The following is a 17,214-nucleotide window of genomic DNA, read 5'->3' on the forward strand; positions in this document are numbered from 1 at the left end:
CGCGGCGGGCTACGGTGGAGTCCAGGCTTAGCCTGCGACCGGCGCGCGCCAGTCGTCGGAACCGGAAGTACCGGACACTTCGTGGGTCCAGGTGATCTTGCGGTAGGTGAAGTGCACGTCTTCCAGGTGGGTGAAGTGGGCGTTGCCCGGGTCCTGGCAGTTGTGCATGTAGTCCTTGATGTCGACGATGATCGCGTCTTCCAGGACGGTGGTGTAGTAGTGCTCCTGAGTGCCCTGGGCCGAGGTGCGGTACCACTTGATCTCGACCTTGGTCATGCGCTCGCCCGAGGTCAGGGCGGCCAGCAGCAGTGGCGAGGCCTTGTCGAAGACCTTGGTGATCTTCACCGGCTTGTGCACGCGCTGGCCGGTCGGCTGGCCGGACTGCGGGTCACGCGGGATGATCACTTCGTGTTCGAAGCCCTGGACCATGACCTGGTCTTCGTGGCCTTCCTGGTAGGTGTTGCCCACCGAGTCGGCGGTGAAGGCGCCAGCAGTGATCAGGCCTTGTTTTTCGCCGGTAACGGCCATGTAGGCGGGAGTTGCCATGTGTTGCTCTCCTTGCTTGAAAAAATCACCCGGTGGCAAACATTTGCCAAGCGGGAGGTCCATAAACGCAAACATCATGTCACTGAATTTTTTATTCTTTAAAATTCAGTCAATTAAAACAACATCCAAATGAGTGAATAGCGCGAGACAAATCACTCGAAAGTTGCGCAGTTGATCGAAAAATTAAAAACCATGACTGCAGCGCAGCAACGATAGGGAATGGGTACCTCATTGGGAAGCCAGGCGACTTCTCTTAATCATGAAGGAATATTCCAACGTTATAGCCCTGCAATAAACATGATTGACTGTTGTGCTTCGACACAATCTGGCCACCACGCCGATTAACGTGTAACCTCCTCCCCACTCGTATTGCCGTGGCTGCTGAACCCGGTTAACCACGAGGAATCACCCATGGAAAGATCACGCGCCTGGCGACGCGCCCAGGCCCGCAAGCATGCTGAATACACCGCGGTGCGCCCGCTGGTGTTCAAGCCGGAAAAGAACTGGAAGCTGCTCTACACCCGCGCCTCGAAACTGGCGAGGGCACGCCAGCTCGGCTTCAGCTATCCCATCCGCACCACTCGCCAACTGTTGGACCAAGCGTGACCAACCTCCTGTTCATCTGCAGCCGCAACCAGTGGCGCAGCCCCACCGCCGAGATGATCTGGCGCCGTCGCCCGGGCTTTGCCGCCCGGTCGGCGGGTACCAGCCCGAATGCGCGCAAGCCTGTCAGCCCAGCGGACATTCGCTGGGCCGACGTCATCCTGGTGATGGAGCGCAAACACCAGCAACGCTTGCTGGCCCAGTTCGCACGCTTGCTCGAACACAAACGGCTGCATGTGCTCGACATCCCCGACGACTACCACTACATGGACCCTGAGCTCGTGCTCATCCTGGAAGCAGCTGTGGCACCGCACCTGGCGCAGGAACCGTAGCCACCGCTCAGAACACCACCGAGCGGCGATGCTCGGCCGTCGCCACCACCCTCCCACGCTTGAGCACCGCCAACCGCGCCGGCAGGTCGAGGATCACATTGCTGACGCGCTGGGTATCCACCAGCACCAGGTCCGCATCCTTGCCCACGGCCAGGCCATGGTCGCGCAGGCCCAAGGCCCTGGCCGGGTTCGTCGTGAGCATCGCCAACACCGTGGCCTGGTCATCCGCCCCGCCCAGGTGGCAGGCGGGGATGGCCAGTTGCGCGATGTTCAGCAGGTCACCCGTGCCATAGGGGGTGAAGGCGTTGCGGATGTTGTTGGTGGCCAGGCACACGTTCACCCCGCCATCGCGCAAGGCGCGCACCGGTGTCAGGGTGCGGCGCACGTTGTGGCTGTCGCCACGGGCGCCCAGGTGCAGGTCGGTGGCCGGCAGGCACATCACGCTGATACCGGCCTCGCGCAGCAGCGCGACGATACGCGCCTGCCGTTCGGGCTCGACGGCCGCCAGGCTGGTCAGGTGGCCGACGCACACCCGCCCCTGGTAACCCTCGGCGAGGGTCCGGCGGGCCACGTATTCGATGGTCATCTGCTCGGCGTCATCGGCGAAGTCCTGGTGCAGGTCGATATCCCTGCCGTAGCGCTTGGCCAGGTCGAAGACAAAATCGATGTGTTCGAGGGGCGATACATCGTTGTAGGGAATGCCGCCGACCACATCGGCGCCCTTCTCCATCGCCTCGACCATCATCGCTTTCATGCCGGGCAACTTGAGGATGCCTTCCTGGGGAAAGGCGACCACCTGGATATCGATGACATCGCGCAATGTTTCCCGCAACTCCAGCACCACATCCAGGCCAGTGAAACCCTGGGTGGGGTCGAACTCGGCGTGGGCCCGTACATGGGTGGTGCCGGCCTGCACCAGCGCGCGCAGCACCTGGGTCGAGCGCTCGCGGATGTCTTCGCGGGTGAGCGTGGGCTTGAGCGCGGCGGTGACGGCGATCGCCTCCTTCAAGGTGCCGGAGCGGTTGGCCTTGCGTTGCATGACGTTGGCTTTTTCAAGGTGCAGGTGGCCTTCGACGAAGCCTGGGATCAGGACATTGCCGTTGCCTTGGATTTCCTGGGTGGCCGTTGCGGTGATCGTCGGGGCGATTTCAGTGATCTTGCCGTTGTGCACGGCCACATCCATCAAGGGTTTTGCATCGTCGATGCGGACATTTCTGAAGATCAGGTCCATGCCGTCGTTTCTCCTCATCAGGCATTGCAGCCCGCTCTCATGGAATAAACCGTAAGCCATTGATTTAGCTGGACCCTGTGGGAGCGGCCTTGCGTCGCGAAAGGGCTGCGCAGCAGCCCCAGCAATTTCGATGGGGACTCGGAATCTGGGGCCGCTGCGCGCCCCTTTCGCGACGCAAGGCCGCTCCCACGGGGGACAGTTCCCTGCGTGACAACGTGGCCAAAGGGCTGGGCAATCTCCTACTGGGGTCAACAGCGTCCGAGGGGATGGCCCGGCCACCCTGTGGTGGTCGGGCCATGTCCCTACAACTGGATCAGAACGGCTTGGTCGGCAGGTACTTGCCATCCAGGGTGATCACGGCGCGGGAACCGCCTTCCGGGTCGTCGACCTTCTTCACGTCCAGCTTGAAGTTGATGGCGCTAATGATGCCGTCACCGAACTTCTCGTGGACCAGCGCCTTGAGCGTGGTGCCGTACACCTGGAGCATCTCGTAGAAGCGGTAGATGGTCGGGTCGGTCGGCACGCCGCCTTGGATGCTGCCGCGCAGCGGGATGGTCTGCAGCAGGGCGATGCCGTCGGCGTCCAGGCCAAGCTTGTCGCCCACCACCTGGGCGGCGCTGGCCGGCAGCGGGTGCTGGCCCAGCAGCGCGGCGGTGACGAAGGCTTCGGACAGGCCGGTGCCCTCGGTAATCTGGGCGAACGAAAGATCCTTGCGGGCCTTGGCCAGGAGGATGACTTCGCTCAGGGCAAGACGGGCGTTCTGGCTGATTTGCGACTGGATCATGGGGTGTCTCCTTGGGTTGAAAATCGGGTTCAGGCAACGTGCCGGGAAGCGTGGGAAACAGCGCGGACTTCTGGGTTGTCCGCCAGGGATACGAACTGGCCGGTGCGCCCGTCGAAGGCGTCGATGCGGCCGCTCTCGATGTCGTAGATCCAGCCATGCAGGGCCACGCGGCCCTCTTCCAGGGCCAGGCGCACCGAGGGATGGGTTTGAATGTTGGCCAGCTGGGCGATCACGTTCTCGCGCACCATGGCCTCGACCTTGGCGTGGGGGCTTTGATGCTGGCGGGCTTCGTTCACCACCCGGGCCGAGTCGGCGTAGCGCAGCCAGCCGGCTACGGCGGGCATGTGGTCCAGGCACTTGCAGGTGGCGATGGCGGTCATGGCGCCGCAGTCGGAGTGGCCGCAGATGACGATGTCGGCCACTTGCAGCGCGGCGACGGCGTACTCGACCGAGGCCGACACGCCGCCGGGCTCAGGGCCGTAGGACGGCACGATGTTGCCGGCGTTGCGGATGACGAACAGGTCACCCGGTTCGCGCTGGGTGACCAGTTCGGGTACCAGGCGGCTGTCGGAGCAGGAGATGAACAGCGCCCGTGGGCTTTGCTGGGTGGCCAGGTCCTTGAACAGCTTGACCCGCTCTGGGAAGGCGTCGCGCTGGAACTTCAGGAAGCCGTCGATGATGTCTTGCATGGCTGATGCCTCAGTGTCGCGGTGTGTGAGGCAAAGGTTATGCAACGGATTACATAAGGTAAAAGTCTCATTTATGATGCATGTCATCAGATTATCTTATGGGACGTGAAATGCTCGCCCGGCACATCCAGTACTTTCTCGCAGTCGCGCAACACCACAGCTTCACCCGGGCGGCGGCAGCCCTGCATGTCTCTCAGCCAGCCCTTTCGCAGCAAGTCAGGCAACTGGAGGAAAGCCTGGGGGCGCAGTTGTTCGATCGCTCGGGGCGCACGACGCGGCTGACCGATGCCGGAGAGGTCTATCTGCGTTATGCGAAAAGGGCGTCGCAGGAACTGCAGGAGGCCAAGCGCGCGATCCATGACGTGGGCGACCTCAGTCGGGGCTCATTGCGGGTGGCGGTGACACCCACCTTTACCAGCTATCTGGTCGGCCCCCTGGTCGAGGCTTTTCACAGCCGGTACCCGAACATCACCCTGAACCTGCGCGAAATCGCCCAGGAACGCATGGAGGCACAGCTGCTGGAAGACGCGCTGGATGTCGGTATCGCCTTCGACGAGCCCCAGGCCCAGGACATCGACACCTGCCCACTGCTGGTCGAAACCCTGGCGCTGGTGGTCGGCAGCCAGCACCCGTTGGCCCATGCAAGTGCCATCGGGCCGCAGACTTTGAACGATGAATCGATGATCCTGCTCAGCGCTGAATTTGCCACCCGCGAGCAGATCGAGCGCTACTGCCGCCAGCACGGTATCCGCCCGCGGGTAAAGATGGAGGCCAACGCCATCGGCGCGGTCATCGAAGTGGTGCGCAGGACAACACTGTCGACGCTGCTCCCGGCCAACATCGTCCTGGCCCATGACGACCTGGCCGCCATCGCCCTCGACCCGTTGCGCCTGCAACGCACGGCCGTGCTCATGCAGCGCAAGGGTGCCTACCGGACCGCGGCGGCGCAGGCCTTCATCGAGCTGGCCAAGCCGGTGGCTGCACGGCTGGATCGGCGCTGATACTCAGCTCAATTGCGCAATCAGCACCGCGTTGGTGTAGATCAGGCTGCCATCGCTGGCCCGATGCCCGACCAGGTGGAACTGGCCACGCGCGTCGTTGCTCAGGTAGACGCGCAGGCGGCAGTCGGACAGCGGGCCGTAGCCTTCGGGCAGGATGAGGTTCAACGTGTCCATGTCGACCTCCACCATCGCCTCGGGCTCGTGGCTTTGCTGCAGGCGCTCTTCGGCCTGTTCCAATGCCGTGTGGGTCGGGCCCTGGATGTCGAAGTGAATGTCGCCCACCGGCGTGGACCTGCGGTCGCCGTTACTTTTGCACCAACCTTCGATCGTCAGGGTACTCATGGCGAATCCTCGATTGAACACTGTCGAAGGGGTGGACTGCGGCCCGCTTCGAATCGTTCCAACGGCCCGCCCGGCGTGATCAAAAGCCCTTCGCCAACGCCCCCGCCATGGCCCTGGCCTGTACCCTGAGCGCTTCGCAGAATGGCGCCAGCACTGCTGACGCCGGGCGCAGTTCCGGGCGGATCAGCATCACCTGGTACGGCACCGAGAGGCTCAAGCGCCGAATCGGCAACCCGCCCTGCCCGGCCTCCAGCCCACTCAGCGGGTTGATGATCGCCACGCCCAGCCCCTGGCGAACCATGGCACACACCGAGGCGGCGCTGGTGGTTTCGATCACCGTGCGCCTGTTTACTCCAGCCTCGCGGAAGTGGCGGTCCAGCTGTTGCCGGTAGCTGTCCAGGCTGGCCAGGTTGATGAAGTCGACCTCATGGAAGTCGTGCAGCTCGAGCACCGGCTTGGCCAGCAACGAATGATGCTCAGGCAGCACGCAGACCATGTCGGCACTGAATAGCAGTTCCCCGACCGCGCCCCTTGGCACCTGCCCGGTTTCAGTCAGGCCGAGGTCGTGCTGCTGGGCGACCAGCGACTCTTCCAGCAGCGGCGATTCCTGCGCGGTGATGCTCACGCTGACGCCCGGATGTTGCTGGTGGAACGCCTTGCAGACCTTGGGCAACAGGGTTTGCGAGAACAGCGGCAGGCAGGTGATGGCCAGCCGACCCTGCTCGAAATTGCGGATGGCCTGGGCGAAGCGGTCGATGCGCTCCAGGCCGATGAAGGCGCGCTCGACTTCCTCGATCAACAGCAAGGCCTGGGCAGTGGGCACCAGGCGCCCGCCTTCGCGCTCGAACAGGGTCAGGCCGGTGACCTGCTCCATGCGCGCCAGCTCGCGGCTGACGGTGGGCTGCGAGGTGAACAGCAGGCGGGCGGCACCGGTGACGCTGCCGGCGGCCATGATGGCGCGGAACACTTCGATGTGGCGGAGGGTGAGTTTCATGAAGGTACGCAGGATCTCTGGGGCTTGCTGTCACTTGTGGGGCAAGGGACAGGGGAATGGCACCAGCGTAGCCGGTGTTCGCGGGTAAACCCGCTCCTACAAGGGTAGCGATGCATATCAGATATGAATTGAGATCAGAAAAATAGCTATTTTTCTGGATCGAGCAACTCAATCAAGATCGGTGTATCCATTACAAGGAACACCACCATGACCACCCCCCTCCTGGCCCAGGCCGTCCGCCAGCACGGCTCCCCGCTGTGGGCCTACGACGCACAGACCATCCACCAGCGCATCGACCAGCTCCTGCAACACTTCGACACGGTGCGTTTCGCGCAGAAGGCCAACCCCAACCTGCACGTCCTGCGCCTGATGCGCGAGCGTGGCCTGGTGCTCGATGCCGTGTCGCTGGGTGAGATGGAGCGGGCCTTCGCGGCCGGGGCTGCGGTGGATGGCGAGCCGGCCGGCGTGGTGCTGACCTGCGATGTGCTGGACCAACCGACCCTGGCGCGGGTAGTCGACACGAAAATCGAGGTGAATGCCGGCTCCATCGACATGCTCCGCCAGCTGGGCGAGCGCTCCCCTGGGCACCGCGTATGGCTGCGCATCAACCCCGGTTTCGGCCACGGCCACAGCCGCAAGACCAACACCGGTGGCGAGAACAGCAAGCACGGTATCTGGCACGAGCAGTTGCCCGAGGCGCTGGCCTGCGTGAAACAGTTCGGCCTGCACCTCGTGGGCGTGCACATGCATATCGGCTCGGGGGTGGATTACCAGCACCTGGAACAGGTGGCCGGTGCCATGGTCGGGTTGATCGGCAAGCTGGGCATGGACATCGAAGCCTTCTCCATCGGTGGTGGCCTGTCCACGCCTTACCGTAGCGATGACCAGCCAGTTGACCTGCAACGCTACGCCCGTACCTGGGCAGTGGCGCGAGCAGAGATCGAGACCATGCTCGGCCACTCCGTGCGCATGGAGATCGAGCCGGGGCGCTACCTGGTGGCTGAGTCGGGGTACTTGGTGGCCGAGGTGCGCGCCGTCAAGCAGATGGGCGACAAGCACTACATCCTGGTCGATGCGGGCTTCAACGACCTGATGCGCCCGGCGATGTATGGGGCCTATCACCGCATGAGCCTGTTCGATGCCGTGGGCCGGCCTGTAAGCCGACCATTGCAACCGACCGTGGTGGCCGGGCCGCTGTGCGAGTCGGGGGATGTATTCACCCAGAACGATGAGGAGCTGACGCCTCAGGACCTGCCCCAGGCCAAGGTGGGCGACCTGCTGGTGATTCACGATGCGGGGGCTTATGGCGCGTCCATGTCGTCGAACTACAACAGCCGGCCGCTGTTGCCTGAGTTTCTGATCGAGAACGACAGCTTGCGCATGATCCGGCGGCGGCAGACTGTGCAGGAGCTTCTGGCGCTGGAGTTGAATCTGTAAGGCCTGTAGGAGCCGGCTTGCCGGCGAACCGGACAGCGCGGTGGATGGCACCGGCTACGCCGGTGTTCGCCGGCAAGGCCGGCTCCTACGCAGAGGGTGCCACCAGCCGGTACCCCACGCCCGCCTCGGTGACGATGAACCGTGGTGCCGTGGGATCATCCCCCAGCTTCTGGCGCAGATGCCCCACCACGATGCGGAGGTAGTGGGTGTCGTCCACATGGGTCGGCCCCCAGATATCCTTGAGCAGTTGCTGCTGGGTGATCACCCGCCCCGGGTGCCCGGCCAGCTGCGCCAGCAGCGCGTACTCCTTGCGCGTCAGCGACACCTCGACACCCTCCAGCGTCACCTTGCGGAAGGCGAAATCCACCACCAGCGGCCCGAAGCTCGCCGTCGACGTCGCGCTGCCCACCTGTGGCGCCTGGCGCAGCAGTGCCCGCACCCGGGCAAGAAACTCCTGGATGCCGAACGGCTTGGTCACGTAGTCGTTGGCCCCACCATCCAACGCATCGACCTTTTGCACCTCACTGGCACGCACCGACAGCACCATCACCGGCACCGCGCTCCACTCACGCAGCTCGCGCAGCACCTGCTGGCCATCCATGTCCGGCAACCCGAGGTCGAGCACCACCAGGTCAGGCTTGTTCAGGGCGGCCTGGGTCAGGCCCTCGCCGCCGGTGGCGGCCTCGATCACCTTGTAGCCCTGGGACGCCAGGCTGATGCGCAGGAACTTGCGAATCTGCGGCTCGTCGTCGATGACCAGCAGGGTGGCGGCTTGGCTCATGGGGCTTCACTTTCGTTTTCAGGTTGGGTGGGCAGCGGCAAGCATAGAGTGATGCAGGTGCCGTGGCCATCGATGCCGTCATCGACCAGGATGCGCCCGCCATGGGCGCCGATCATGCCCTGGCAGATCGCCAGGCCCAGGCCGGTGCCCTGCCCGCCGCGGTCGCCGCGGGCGGCGGTGTAGAACATGTCGAAGATCTTCTCGCGCTCGTCCTGGGGAATGCCGGGGCCTTCGTCGGCGACGGCGAAGCACAGTTGCTCGTCGCGCACCGAGACCTGCAGCTCAAGGCGGCCCTGGGGTGGCGAGAAGCGGGCGGCGTTCTCCAGTACGTTGATCAACGCCTGCTCAATCAACGCCGCATGCACGAACAGCAGCGGCAGCTCGGGCGGCACCTCGGTATGCACGCGCAAAGGCGCCAGCACCACGCGCAGGCGGTTGAGGGCGCTGCCGACGATATCGGCCGGGGATACCCAGTCGCGGGCCAGCTTGAGGGTGCCGTGGCCCAGGCGGGTCATGTCCAGCAGGTTCTGGATATAGCGGTCCAAGCGCTCGGCTTCGTTGCGGGTGCCTTCGAGCAGTTCGCGGCGATCGTCCGGGGGAATGGCATCACCCAGGGCCAGCAGGCTGTCGATGCTGCCGCGCATGGAGGTCAATGGGGTGCGCAGGTCGTGGGACACCGAGGCGAGCAAAGCGCTGCGCAATTGCTCGGTTTCACCGTGCAGGCGCGCGGCTTCCAACTGCTCGCCGAGACGGGCGCGGGCCAGGGCCTGGGCCAGGGGTTGCGCCAGGGCGGTGAGCAGGCGGCGGCGTTGGGCGCTCAGCGGTTCGCCGTTGCGTGGACGTATGCCGAGCAGTGCCAGGGGCTGCTCTTCCACGGCCAGCGGCCACCACCACCAACGGCCGTGGGGCAAGGTGTCGCTGCCAAAGCCTGCGGCCTGGCCATGCTGCCAGGCCCATTCGGCAGCGGCGCGCTCGTTGTCGGTGAAGGCATGGTTGCCGCCGCTGGCGACTTGCAGCAGGCCGTCGTTACTGCGCTCCATCAGGCATACCTGCACGTCCTGCCAACCATCCATATGCTGGCCGGCGGCGCTGAACACGGCCTGGCGATCGGTGGCTACCGTGAGGCGCCGCGACAGGTCAAGCAACTGGTTGGTCTGCGCCTGGGTTTCGCGCAGGGCCTGCAACTGGCGACGCTGACGCGCGGCGAGGTTGCCAGTGAGCGCGGCCATCAACAGGAAGAACACCAACGTGAGGACGTCTTCCTCGCGCTGAATGGCGAAGGAGAAGTTCGGTGGGATGAACAGGAAGTCATAGGTGAGGAACGACAGCGCCGCGCAGGCCAGCGCCGGGCCGAGGCTGCTGCGCACCGCCACCAGCAGCACGGCAGCGAGGAACACAAGCGAGATGTTGGGCAGCGCCAGCGTGCTCGATACCGCCCAGGCCAGCCCGGTGGCCAGCACGGTGGCGAGCAGCGCCAGCAGGTAGTGGCGCCATACCCACACGCGCTTGGCCACCGCGCTGGCAGGTTGTGGTTGGGTATCGCGGTCGAGCACGTTGATTTCCAGGCCGTGGCTCTCGCGCAGCAGGCGGGCAGCGACGCCGGCACCGAAGAAGCGCCGACGCAGCAGATCGCGGGACTGACCCACCAGCACCAGGCTGGCGCGGCGTTCGGCGGCGTGCTGGATCAGCGTGCGGGCCACCTCGCCCGCGCGCAGCAGCACCACTTCGCCGCCAAGCCGTTCGGCCAGTTGCTGGGCGGCCTGCAGGCGATGGCGGGCAGTCTCGTCACGCAGGCGGCCATTGTCGACGTGTACCACGCTCCAGGGCAGATGCCGGCGTTGAGCAACGCGACTGGCGTGACGCACCAGCCGCTCGGCCTGGTCGTCACCATCGATGCCCACCAGCAGGCGGCCGCGCAGGGCCGGGGCTTCCTGGCCGCGCTGGCGATAACCGCTGGCCAGGTCCGCGTCCACCTGGGCGGCGGCGGTCTGCATGGCCAGCTCGCGCAAGGCGGTGAGGTTGGTCTGGGAGAAATAGGCCTCGATGGCCGCCCGTGCCTGCTCCGGCACGTAGACCTTGCCCTCGCGCAGGCGCTCGAGCAGCTCGCGGGGCGGCAGGTCGATCAGCACCAGCTCGAAGGCTTCCTGCAGCACCCAGTCCGGCAGCGTCTCGCGCACCTGCACGCCGGTGATATCGCGCACCTTGTCGTTGAGGCTTTCCAGGTGCTGGACGTTGACCGTGGTGTACACGTCGATGCCGGCGGCGAGCAGTTCCTGCACGTCCTGCCAGCGTTTGGCGTGGCGGCTGCCAGGGGCGTTGGTGTGGGCCAGCTCGTCGACCAGCACCAACGGTGGCGCGGCCTTGAGCAGGCCGTCGAGGTCCATCTCCTCGAGCATCACGCCGCGGTATTCGCTGCGCAGCAGCGGTTGCTGGGTCAGGCCGCCGAGCAGGGCCTCGGTTTCGGCGCGGCCGTGGGTCTCGACCACCCCAGCCACCACCTGCACGCCCTGGCGTTGCTGGGCGTGGGCGGCTTGCAGCATGGAAAAGGTCTTGCCGACCCCGGGCGCGGCGCCGAGAAATACCTTGAGCCTGCCGCGGCCTTCCCGGGGCAGGCCCGCCAACAGCGCGTCTGCGCGGGCGGAGTCACTCATGTTTCATCCTTTGCTTGTTCAAGGATCGGCTGTTCGCCGGCAAGCCGGCTCCTACGGCCACATGCCAGGGCGGCACAACACCCGTAGGAGCCGGCTTGCCGGCGAACAGATCCCACTATCAACGCGCAGCTAGCGGTGCCAGGCGCTCAAGCGCCTGGTTCAGCGCCAGAACATTGACCACCGGCGGCCCGATCAGTGGACGCAGGGTGGCGTCATTCACCAGCACTTGCAAGCGCTCCTCCGAGACCTGCCGCGCCGCCGCCACGCGCGGCAGTTGATAGGCGATGGCCTCGGGCGGCAGGTGCGGGTCCAAGCCGCTGCCCGAAGTGGTCAACAGCGCCTGGGGCACCGGTCCCTGCTGCGCCTGATATTGCGCGGCGGCATCGGTCTTGACCCGCTCGGCCAGCGCCGGGTTGCTCGGCGACAGGTTGCTCGCACTGCTGGCCACGGTGGCATAGGCGCCGGCCGAAGGCCGCGACTGGAACCAGCCGTCGCCCTTGAATTCCTGGGCGATCAGCGCCGAACCCCGCACCTCGCCTCGGTCATCGCGCACCAGGCTGCCGTTGGCCTGCTTGGGGAAAGCGACCTGGGCGATGCCGGTCACCGCCAGGGGGTACAGCGCGCCGGTGACCACGGTCATCAACAGGATCAGGCTCAGGGCCGGGCGTACATAAGCAGTCATGTCAGTCTCTCCTCAGACCAGGTGCAGCGCATTGAGCAGCATGTCGATCAGCTTGATCCCGGCGAATGGCACGACGATGCCACCCAGGCCGTAGATCAGCAGGTTGCGCCGCAGCAGGTGGGCGGCGCTGGCGGCCTGCACCCGCACCCCGCGCAGGGCCAAGGGGATCAGCACGATGATGATCAGCGCGTTGAACACGATGGCCGAGAGGATCGCGCTCTGCGGGCTGGCCAGGTGCATCAGGTTGAGCACGCCCAACTGCGGGTAGATGGCGGCGAACAGCGCCGGCAGGATGGCGAAGTACTTGGCCACGTCGTTGGCGATGGAGAAGGTGGTCAGCGCGCCACGGGTCACCAGCAGTTCCTTGCCCACCTGCACCACGTCCAGCAGCTTGGTCGGGTCGCTGTCCAGGTCGACCATGTTGGCGGCCTCGCGGGCGGCCTGGGTACCGTCGTTCATGGCCATGCCCACGTCGGCCTGGGCCAGGGCCGGGGCGTCGTTGGCGCCGTCGCCGCACATGGCCACCAGGCGGCCGTCGTTCTGCTCCTGGCGGATACGTGCCAGTTTCTTCTCCGGGGTGGCTTCGGCGAGCACGTCGTCCACGCCGGCCTCGGCGGCGATGGCAGCGGCGGTCAGCGGGTTGTCGCCGGTAACCATCACGGTGCGGATACCGAGCTTGCGCAGTTCGGCGAAGCGCTCGCGGATGCCGGGCTTGACCACGTCCTTGAGGTGGATCACGCCCAGCAGACGCTTGTCGACGCACACCAGCAACGGCGTGCCACCGCTCTGGGCGATGCGCTCCACTTCACGGGCCAGGGCGGCGGGCAGCTCCAAGCGTTGCAGGCCGCAGAAGGCCAGCACCGCATCGACGGCACCCTTGCGGTAGCGGCGCTGCTGGAAGTCGATGCCCGACAGGCGAGTCTCGGCGCTGAAGGCGATGGCTTCATATTGCGTGTTCAAGGGCTCGTCGAAGTCGTGCAGTTGGCGCAGGTACTCGACGATCGATTTGCCTTCGGCAGTGTCGTCGGCCAGCGAGGCGAGCAAGGCGCCCTCCCCCAGCTCCTTGGCGGTCACGCCCGAGGCGGCATGCAGGGCGCTGCAACGGCGGTTGCCGAAGGTGATGGTGCCGGTCTTGTCGAGCATCAGGGTGTGCACGTCGCCGGCTGCCTCTACTGCACGGCCGGAGCGGGCAATCACGTTCAGGCGCACCAGGCGGTCCATGCCGGCGATACCGATGGCCGAGAGCAGGCCACCGATGGTGGTCGGGATCAGCGTCACCAGCAACGCGGCGAGGAAGATCAGCGGTAGCTCGCCACCGGCGAAGCGGGCGAACGGCTGCAACGTCACCACCACGATCAGGAAGATCAGGGTCAGGCCGATCAGCAGGATGTCCAGGGCGATTTCGTTGGGGGTCTTCTGGCGCTTGGCGCCTTCGACCAGGGCGATCATGCGGTCGAGGGTCGATTCGCCTGGGTTGCTGGTGATGCGCACCAGCAGCCAGTCGGACACCAGGCGAGTGTTGCCGGTCACCGCCGAGCGGTCACCGCCGGACTCGCGGATCACCGGGGCGGACTCGCCGGTGATCGCCGACTCGTTGACCGCGGCGATACCTTCGAGCACCTCGCCGTCACCGGGGATCATCTCGCCGGCCACGACGCGCACCACATCATCCTTGCGCAGCTGGGTGGCGGCGACGGTCTCGAAGCTGCCATCACTCTTGCGGCGCTTGGCGGTCAGGCCCTGGCTGCCGGCCTTGAGGCTGTCAGCGCGGGCCTTGCCGCGACCTTCAGCCAAGGCTTCGGCGAAGTTGGCGAACAGCACGGTGAACCACAGCCAGACGGCGATCTGCACCGCCACGCTAGTGCTCACGCCGCTGCCGGGGGCGAAGCACAGCACGGTGGTCAGCACGGCGGTGAGAGCCACCACCAGCATCACCGGGGCGCGCTTGAGCTGGCGCGGGTCGAGCTTGACGAAAGCCTGGACCAGCGCCGGGCGCCACAGGGCGGCGAAGCGGGTCTGGTCCTTGGCGCTCTGGCGCGCCTTCACTTCAGGAATGGGCATGTTCATTGTGTATTCCTCAGAAACCCAGGCTCAGGTGTTCGGCGATCGGCCCGAGGGCCAGGGTCGGCAGGAAGGTCAGGCCACCGACCAGCAGGATGGTCAACAGCAGCAGCGTGGTGAACAGCGGGCCGTGGGTGGGGAAGCTGTTGAGGCCTTGCGGCGCGCTCTTCTTCGCCGCCAGGCTGCCGGCCAGGGCCAGCACCGGCAAGATGTAGCCGAAGCGGCCGATGAGCATGGCCAGGCCGATCATCACGTTGTGGAACGTGGTGTTGGCGCCGAAGCCGGCGAAGGCCGAACCGTTGTTGGCGGTGCCGGAGGTGTAGGCGTACAACAGCTGGCTGAAGCCATGGGCGCCAGGGTTGCTCACTGCACCGGCCGGCCCAGGCAGGCTGGCGGCGATGGCCCCCAGGATCAGCACGCCCACCGGCATCACCAGCAGGGTGGCCACCAGCAACTGCACTTCACGGGCCTGGAGCTTCTTGCCCAGGTATTCCGGGGTGCGGCCAATCATCAGGCCGGCCAGGAACACGGCGATCAGCACGAACAGCAGCATGCCGTAGAGGCCTGCGCCGACACCGCCGAAGATCACCTCACCCAGCATCATGTTGACCATCGCCACCATGCCGGTCAGCGGGTTGAGGCTGTCGTGCATGGCGTTGACCGACCCGTTGGAAGCCGAGGTGGTAGTCACCGTCCACAGCACGGAACCGGTGGTGCCGAAACGGCTCTCCTTGCCTTCCAGCGGTGCGCTCTGCCGCACCTGGGCGCTTTCCAGGGCCGGGTTGGGCTGGTGTTCCGACCACAGCGCGGTACTGCCGCCGATCAGGAACAGCGCCAGCATGCAGGCGATGATCGCGCGGCTCTGGCGCAGGTCCTTCACGTAGTGGCCGAAGGTGAACACCAGGGCCACCGGGATCAGGATGATCGAGGCCACCTCGAACAGGTTGCTCCAGGCGGTGGGGTTCTCGAATGGGTGCGCCGAGTTGACGCCGAAGAAGCCGCCACCGTTGGTGCCCAACTGCTTGATGGCGATCTGGCTGGCGGCCGGGCCGAGCGGGATGGTCTGGTCGGTGCCTTGCAGAGTCACGGCGTGGACGTAGTCGGCGAAGGTCTGTGGCACGCCCTGCCACACCAGCAGCAGCGCCAGCACCAGGCACAGCGGCAGCAGGCCGTAGAGGGTGGCGCGGGTCAGGTCGACCCAGAAGTTGCCCAGGGTGCCGGCCGAGCGACGGGCGATGCCGCGGCTCAGGGCAACCAGCACGGCAAGGCCGGTGGCGGCGCTGACGAAGTTCTGCACGGTCAGGCCGATCATCTGGGTCAGGTAGCTGACCGAGGCTTCACCACTGTAGGACTGCCAGTTGGTGTTGGTCATGAAGCTGACCGCGGTGTTGAACGCCAGCGACCACTCCTGGCCTGGCAGATGCTGCGGGTTGAGCGGCAGCGAGCCTTGCAGCAGCAGCACGGCGAACAGCAGCAGGAAGCCGGCCAGGTTGAAGGCCAGCAGGGCCAGGGTGTACTGCTTCCAGTTCTGCTCCTGGTCGGCGTTGACGCCAGACAGGCGATAGCAGCCCCGCTCCACAGGGCCGAGGATCGGCGACAGCCAGGTGCGCTGGCCTTCCATCACCTTGTAGTAGAAGCGCCCGAGCCAGGGCGCTGGCAGCAGCACGATGGCGAAGAACGCCAGCAGCAGCAGGTAATCGTAACTGTGCATGGTCGCCCCTTAGCCGCGATCGGCGCGCAGCAGCGCCACCAGCAGGTAAACCGCCAACGCCACCGCCAGAAGCAGTGACAGCCCGTCGAGCATGTACATGAGTGAATCTCCCCTGATTGCGGCGTGAGGGCCGCTTTGGGGAAATTGTCCGAGGGAGGGGCGTAAAGGGGCGAGACCAGGGGTGGGGGCGGGACATAAAGAATGCGTAAAGATCAGGTCTTGCGGTGCCTGTACCGGCCTGTTCGCCGGCAAGCCGGCTCCTACGGGGTGATCGCTGTAGGAGCCAGCTTGCTGGCGAACAGGGCCTCAGCGCTGCGGTGTGTGCTGCGCGGAATTGCGGCTCCAATCAAGCAGCAGGCTGTAACCCACCGCCAGCAAGGTCGGCCCGATGAACAACCCGATGAAGCCGAATGCGATCAGGCCGCCGAATACCCCCAGCAGCACGATCACCAGCGGCAGGTTGCCGCCACGGCTGATCAGGTATGGCTTGAGCACGTTGTCCACGCCACTGATGACGAAAGTACCCCAGATGCCGAGGAACACCGCCATGCCATAGTCGCCCTTCGACACCAGCCAAGCCGTGGCCGGAATCCAGGCCAGCGGCGGCCCCATTGGGATCAGGCTGAGCATGAAGGTCACAAGGCCAAGCACGATGGCTCCCGGCACGCCAGCGATCAGGAAGCCGATCAGCGCCAGCAACGCTTGCGCCGCGGCGGTGCCGATCACGCCGTTGACCACCCGCTGCACGGTGCCAGCGACCAGGTCGACGTAGTATTCGGCGCGCTCACCCACCAGCCGGTGCAACAGCCGGTGCACAAAGGCCGCCAGGCGCGGGCCGTCGCGATAGAAGAAGAACACGAACACCAGGCTGAGCGTGAGCTCCAGCACCCCACTGCCGATCTGCGCGCTGCGCGCCAGCAGCCAGTTGCCCACCTGGCCGAGATACGGCTTGGCGGAAGCCAGCAAGGCCGCGCCCTGCTGGTCGAGGGACTCCCACCAACTGACCAGGCGCCCGCCGACGAAGGGGATGCTACCGACCCACGCTGGCGCGTCAGGCAGGCCGTCAACCTGCACATCACGCACGAAGGCGGTGGCATCGCGGATATGATCGGCCAGGTTGAACCCCAGCCACACCAGCGGCAACGCGACCAACAGTATCCACACCGTGGTCAGCAGGCTCGCGGCCAGTGTCTCGCGCCCACCGAGCAAGCGGGTGAGCAGGCGCATCAACGGCCAGCTGGCGAAGGCGAGAATCGCGCCCCACAGCAATGCCGAGATGAACGGGGCCATCACCCAAAGCGCCGCGCCAAGCAGCGCAAGCAGCAGGATCTGGATCAGCAGGCGGTCATTGTTGGCCATGGGCGCTCAC

Annotated in this window: 17 protein-coding genes; 4 read left to right on the plus strand and 13 right to left on the minus strand. The window is 65.6% G+C overall.

Features of this window, described 5'->3' with window-relative positions:
- Positions 1–27: 27 nt before the first annotated feature.
- Positions 28–546 (minus strand): Hcp family type VI secretion system effector, encoded by a 519-nt coding sequence (locus PSEEN_RS16610; protein WP_011536257.1) that lies wholly within the window; start codon positions 544–546, stop codon positions 28–30.
- A gap of 411 nt (positions 547–957) precedes the next feature.
- On the opposite strand from PSEEN_RS16610, the gene PSEEN_RS16615 reads away from it, so the two are divergent.
- Both PSEEN_RS16615 and PSEEN_RS16620 read left to right on the plus strand, forming a co-directional pair.
- Positions 958–1,152 (plus strand): hypothetical protein, encoded by a 195-nt coding sequence (locus PSEEN_RS16615; RefSeq protein WP_011534710.1) that lies wholly within the window; start codon positions 958–960, stop codon positions 1,150–1,152.
- Positions 1,149–1,481, plus strand: coding sequence for a low molecular weight protein tyrosine phosphatase family protein (locus PSEEN_RS16620; RefSeq protein WP_011534711.1), 333 nt, complete (start codon positions 1,149–1,151; stop codon positions 1,479–1,481). Before PSEEN_RS16615 ends, PSEEN_RS16620 begins: the two co-directional genes overlap by 4 nt.
- Positions 1,482–1,488: 7 nt before the next feature.
- Here the strand turns inward: PSEEN_RS16620 and PSEEN_RS16625 are convergent, their stop codons facing one another.
- The 3 genes from PSEEN_RS16625 to PSEEN_RS16635 all read right to left on the minus strand — a co-directional run bounded on the left by PSEEN_RS16625 (position 1,489) and on the right by PSEEN_RS16635 (position 4,185).
- Positions 1,489–2,712: an amidohydrolase family protein gene (locus tag PSEEN_RS16625; RefSeq protein ID WP_011534712.1), complete on the minus strand. Its 1,224-nt coding sequence runs from the start codon at positions 2,710–2,712 to the stop codon at positions 1,489–1,491.
- A gap of 313 nt (positions 2,713–3,025) precedes the next feature.
- Complete coding sequence (cynS, locus tag PSEEN_RS16630) at positions 3,026–3,496, minus strand: cyanase (RefSeq protein WP_011534713.1); 471 nt, start codon at positions 3,494–3,496, stop codon at positions 3,026–3,028.
- A gap of 29 nt (positions 3,497–3,525) precedes the next feature.
- Complete coding sequence (locus PSEEN_RS16635) at positions 3,526–4,185, minus strand: carbonic anhydrase (protein WP_011534714.1); 660 nt, start codon at positions 4,183–4,185, stop codon at positions 3,526–3,528.
- Positions 4,186–4,295: 110 nt separating this feature from the next.
- On the opposite strand from PSEEN_RS16635, the gene cynR reads away from it, so the two are divergent.
- A complete protein-coding gene (cynR, locus tag PSEEN_RS16640; protein ID WP_011534715.1) occupies positions 4,296–5,186 on the plus strand; it encodes a transcriptional regulator CynR in 891 nt (296 codons plus the stop codon).
- 3 nt (positions 5,187–5,189) lie between these two features.
- On the opposite strand, the gene PSEEN_RS16645 is transcribed toward cynR, so the two are convergent.
- Entirely contained in the window at positions 5,190–5,528 is a 339-nt protein-coding gene (locus tag PSEEN_RS16645) for a hypothetical protein (RefSeq protein WP_011534716.1), read from the minus strand.
- A gap of 79 nt (positions 5,529–5,607) precedes the next feature.
- A complete protein-coding gene (locus PSEEN_RS16650; RefSeq protein WP_011534717.1) occupies positions 5,608–6,522 on the minus strand; it encodes a LysR family transcriptional regulator in 915 nt (304 codons plus the stop codon).
- Positions 6,523–6,729: 207 nt separating this feature from the next.
- On the opposite strand from PSEEN_RS16650, the gene lysA reads away from it, so the two are divergent.
- Positions 6,730–7,959 (plus strand): diaminopimelate decarboxylase, encoded by a 1,230-nt coding sequence (gene lysA, locus PSEEN_RS16655; RefSeq protein ID WP_011534718.1) that lies wholly within the window; start codon positions 6,730–6,732, stop codon positions 7,957–7,959.
- Positions 7,960–8,044: 85 nt separating this feature from the next.
- On the opposite strand, the gene PSEEN_RS16660 is transcribed toward lysA, so the two are convergent.
- The 7 genes from PSEEN_RS16660 to PSEEN_RS16690 form a co-directional block, all read right to left on the minus strand.
- Positions 8,045–8,740, minus strand: a complete 696-nt coding sequence (locus PSEEN_RS16660; protein WP_011534719.1) for a response regulator — start codon at positions 8,738–8,740, stop codon at positions 8,045–8,047.
- Positions 8,737–11,391 carry a sensor histidine kinase gene (locus tag PSEEN_RS16665; RefSeq protein ID WP_011534720.1) on the minus strand — a complete coding sequence of 885 codons (2,655 nt, stop codon included), beginning with the start codon at positions 11,389–11,391 and terminating at the stop codon, positions 8,737–8,739. The genes PSEEN_RS16660 and PSEEN_RS16665 overlap by 4 nt, the downstream gene beginning before the upstream one ends.
- A 118-nt stretch (positions 11,392–11,509) precedes the next feature.
- Positions 11,510–12,073, minus strand: coding sequence for a potassium-transporting ATPase subunit KdpC (gene kdpC, locus PSEEN_RS16670; protein ID WP_011534721.1), 564 nt, complete (start codon positions 12,071–12,073; stop codon positions 11,510–11,512).
- Between the two features lie 12 nt (positions 12,074–12,085).
- Positions 12,086–14,140 (minus strand): potassium-transporting ATPase subunit KdpB, encoded by a 2,055-nt coding sequence (gene kdpB, locus PSEEN_RS16675; RefSeq protein WP_011534722.1) that lies wholly within the window; start codon positions 14,138–14,140, stop codon positions 12,086–12,088.
- Positions 14,141–14,150: 10 nt separating this feature from the next.
- Complete coding sequence (gene kdpA / locus PSEEN_RS16680) at positions 14,151–15,845, minus strand: potassium-transporting ATPase subunit KdpA (protein WP_011534723.1); 1,695 nt, start codon at positions 15,843–15,845, stop codon at positions 14,151–14,153.
- Between the two features lie 9 nt (positions 15,846–15,854).
- On the minus strand, positions 15,855–15,944 hold the full coding sequence (gene kdpF, locus PSEEN_RS16685; RefSeq protein ID WP_011534724.1) for a K(+)-transporting ATPase subunit F: 90 nt from the start codon (positions 15,942–15,944) through the stop codon (positions 15,855–15,857).
- A gap of 207 nt (positions 15,945–16,151) precedes the next feature.
- Complete coding sequence (locus PSEEN_RS16690) at positions 16,152–17,204, minus strand: AI-2E family transporter (protein WP_011534725.1); 1,053 nt, start codon at positions 17,202–17,204, stop codon at positions 16,152–16,154.
- Between the last annotated feature and the right edge of the window lie 10 nt (positions 17,205–17,214).

Origin of the sequence: Pseudomonas entomophila L48, assembly GCF_000026105.1 — a bacterium.
GTDB classification, from domain to species: Bacteria; Pseudomonadota; Gammaproteobacteria; order Pseudomonadales; family Pseudomonadaceae; genus Aquipseudomonas; species Aquipseudomonas entomophila.